The organism is Streptomyces sp. URMC 123, from assembly GCF_051386515.1.
In the GTDB taxonomy this organism is placed as follows: Bacteria; Actinomycetota; Actinomycetes; order Streptomycetales; family Streptomycetaceae; genus Streptomyces.
This window is the reverse complement of record NZ_JBPQTV010000483.1, coordinates 1-3,568: the sequence shown is the minus strand read 5'-3', so window position 1 is coordinate 3,568 and position 3,568 is coordinate 1. Positions and strand designations below refer to the sequence as shown.

The window sequence follows — 3,568 nt, the reverse complement described above, 5'->3', positions numbered from 1 at the left end:
GGGCGGGCGGGCCGAGGGCGCGGCGGGACACGCCCTGCTGGTGGTGGCCTCCCTGACAGCGCTCTACCCCTTCGCGCAGATCCTGCTGGTGGCCCTGCACGAGCCCGGCGCCCGGGTCAGCGGCTTCTCGATCCCCGACGGGGTGCACCTCGGCAACTTCACCACGGCCTGGGAGCGCGGTCTGCTGTCGCACGCCCTGCTGTCCAGCCTGCTGGTGGCCGCGGCCGTGGTGCTGCTGTCGCTGCTGGTGGCGGTTCCCGCCGGGTACGCCTTCGCCTGCCTGGTCTTCCCGCTGCGCCGGGCGCTGCTGGGCGTGCTGCTGATCGGGCTGGTGCTGCCCTACGAGGTGACGGTCATTCCGCTCTACTACCAGATGAGGGAGTGGGGCCTGCTCAACAGCTACGCGGCGCTGATCCTGCCGCAGGTCGGTCTGTCGCTGGCGCTGGGCACCTTCTGGATGCGGGCGGCCTTCGGCGCGCTGCCGCCGTCGCTGCGCGAGGCCGCCGAGATCGACGGGGCGTCACCGCTGCGGACGCTGCGCTCGGTGCTGCTGCCGGTGACGCTGCCGGCCGTCGCCTCCCTGTCGGCGCTGCTGTTCCTGTACGCGTGGAACGAATTCCTGCTGGCCCTGGTCCTGGTGCCCGCCGACCCGCGGGTGCAGACGGCGCCGGTGGCGCTCTCCTTCTTCGCCGGCGACCGGCGCAACAGCGACCCGGGGGTCACGGCCGCGGCGGCGGTGCTCGTCGCGCTGCCCGTGCTCGTCGCCTACGCCGCCCTCCAGCGCACCGTGGTCCGCGGCATGCTGGCGGGCGCGGTCAAGGAGTGACCCCCGCCCGGTCACGTACCGTCGCCAGCTGAACACGCAGAGTCCACGAGTGGCGGCGAAAAGCGCCGCGCCACGGGGCGAACCGCCCGACGAAACCGTTGTTCGAACTTCTGAATACCGATCGTGGACGCGAAGTCCCCCGCCCCCGGGCTTTTGACGTGAATTGCGCGGGGGTGGACACGGAATCCCGCATTTCGCCCGCGAAGGCGCGGATTCGATCCTTCGCGCGCCCCCTCGACCGCCCACCGCCACCCTTTCACCGCCCTCCGCTCCATCGATGGTACGCCCAGGTCACAGCGGTGTTCCGAGGCGGCGACAGGGAGGTTCGGGTCCGGCGAAACGAATTCCCCCGAGGTTTTTCGGTCGGCTTGGCCATTTTCCCTCCATGCCCGCCCGCCATGGCCCACACTGTTCTGCGGCAGTCGGGAGCAGGTGCCCTCGAATTACTCCCGCCTTCCCTTTTCACCTTTCATCGCGTCAGAACATCTTCCGTCAAGAAGTGACATCACCACCGGCACGCCGTGCGGAGCGCCGGCGTGCCCGTGCCCACGGCCGCGCCCGCGCCCACGCCCGGCGCGCCCCCGTCACCCATCAGCACAGCAACAGCGGGAGTACGTGGTGCCTGCGAAGGCCGCCCGCCCCGGGGGAGGACATCAGTCATGGGTTGGACGACCCGTTCCGCGGCCCTGTGCGCCGCCGTGGCCCTGTTGATCCCACTGTCGACCGCCAGTGGCGTCGGCACCGCCGCCGTGATCCCGAGAGTCGACCTGAGAGTGCTGGTCGTCGACGACGGCGGCCCCGCCGTGGCGGCCATCGCCGCGCAGCTCGACACCGCGGGCACCCCGTACACCACCGTCGATCTGCGCGACGGCGGACGCCCGCGCATCGACGCGGCGTTCCTCGGGGACACCGTCGACGGCCGGCCCCGGGCCAAGTACCAGGGGGTGGTGCTGCCCAACGACAACCCCTTCGGCGCCGGCTCCCCCGAGATGGCCGCGCTCGCCGCGTACGAGAAGACCTTCGGCGTCCGACAGGTCGACGCCTACACCTACGCCCGGCCCGAGGTGGGCCTCAACCACGCCCAGGACCCGGGCCACATCGGCCCCCTGGACGGCTTCGGTGCCGCGGTGACGGCGGCCGGCACCGCGGGCCCCTTCGGCTATCTGCGCGGCCCGGTGCCCTTCGAGGACAACTCCGCCGAGGTCGCGGAGAGCTACGGCTATCTCGCGACCCCGCTCGCCGCCCCGCCCGCCGGCACCGGCTTCACCAGCTACGTGGACGCGCCGATCCCCGGCAGCTCCGCGCGCGGCTCGCTGATCGGCGAGTACGCCCACGACGGCCGCCGGGAGCTGGTCGTCACCTTCGTCTACAACCGGCACCAGCAGCAGTTCCGGCTGCTGGCCAGGGGCATCGTCGCGTGGCTGACCCAGGGCATCCACCTGGGCGCCGACCGCAACCACTTCGCCGTCCACATCGACGACGTCCTGGGCGCCGACGCCCGCTGGAACAGCGAGCACAACTGCACCCCCGGCGACGTGGACTGCGACCCGGCCGGCGGCCCGCTGCCCATCAGCCCCATCCGGATGACGGCGGCCGACGCCGCGTACGCCGCGTCCTGGTCGCGGACCAACGGCCTGACCCTGGACATGGTCTACAACGGCGGCGGCAGCGAGCTCCACAAGCGGGAGAACGGCGGCAGCGACCCGCTGGCCGACCGGCTGATCGCCGACCGGGCCGCCTACCGCTGGGTCAACCACACCTACACCCACCCCTATCTCGGCTGTGTGCAGGACGTCACGGTCGTGCCCTGGCGCTGCGCCCGCGACGCGGCCGGCAACGTCCTGTGGGTCGACCGGGCGACCATCACCGCGGAGATCCGCGACAACCACACCTGGGCCACCGGCAAGCAGCTCCCCGTCGACGCCAAGGAGCTCGTCACCGGCGAGCACTCCGGCCTGCGCACCCTGCCGCAGCAGCCGGACGACAACCCGAACCTGGCGCCGTCCCTCACCGACACGGGGGTGAGCTGGATCGCCAGCGACACCTCCCGCGAGCCCGGGCAGCGCCGGCTCGGCCCCGCCCTGACCGTGCCCCGCTTCCCGATGAACGTCTTCTACAACGCCGGCCGCGAGGCCGAGCAGGTGGACGAGTACAACTGGATCTACGCCCGGCGCGCCAACGGCGGCAGCGGGCTCTGCGAGAGCGCCGCCAACACCACCTGTCTGCCCGCCCCGCTGGACCCGGCGACCGGCTACCGCTCGTACATCGTGCCGCTGGAGGCCCGGATCGCCCTCGGCCACGCGGTCTCCAACGACCCCCGGCCGCACTTCATCCACCAGTCGAACCTGGCCGAGGACCGGATCGCCTACCCCGTCCTGGAGCGGCTCCTCGCCGACTACCGCGCCCTGTTCGCCGCCGACACCCCGGTGGTCAACCAGCGGATGCGCGACATCGGCACCGAACTGCAGCGGCGGGCGGCCTGGGCCGCGGCGGTCGCGAGCGGCCAGGTCACCGCCTACCGCATCGGCGACACCGTCACCGTGCAGGCGCCCAGTGGCGTACGGGTCACCGCGACCATGCCGCCCGGCACCCGCCAGCAACAGGCCCTGTCGACCGTGCCCTTCGGCAGCCCGTACGCCGGTCTGCTCTCCGGCTGGGCCGCCCCCGGCCCCCTGCAGAACCGGGTCACCCTCAAGCTGACCGCCGCGGCCACCCCCACGGCACCGACCGCAACCGCCCCGC

The 3,568-nt window shown here is 72.6% G+C and carries 2 protein-coding genes; both read left to right on the top strand.

Going from position 1 to position 3,568, the window contains the following annotated elements; genetic code table 11:
* The coding region (locus ACSNOD_RS29725; RefSeq protein WP_436770182.1) for a carbohydrate ABC transporter permease at positions 1-826 on the top strand (826 nt) is incomplete at its 5' end.
* 659 nt (positions 827-1,485) lie between these two features.
* Positions 1,486-3,568 (top strand): hypothetical protein (locus tag ACSNOD_RS29720; protein WP_436770181.1); only part of this gene is annotated, 2,083 nt, incomplete at its 3' end.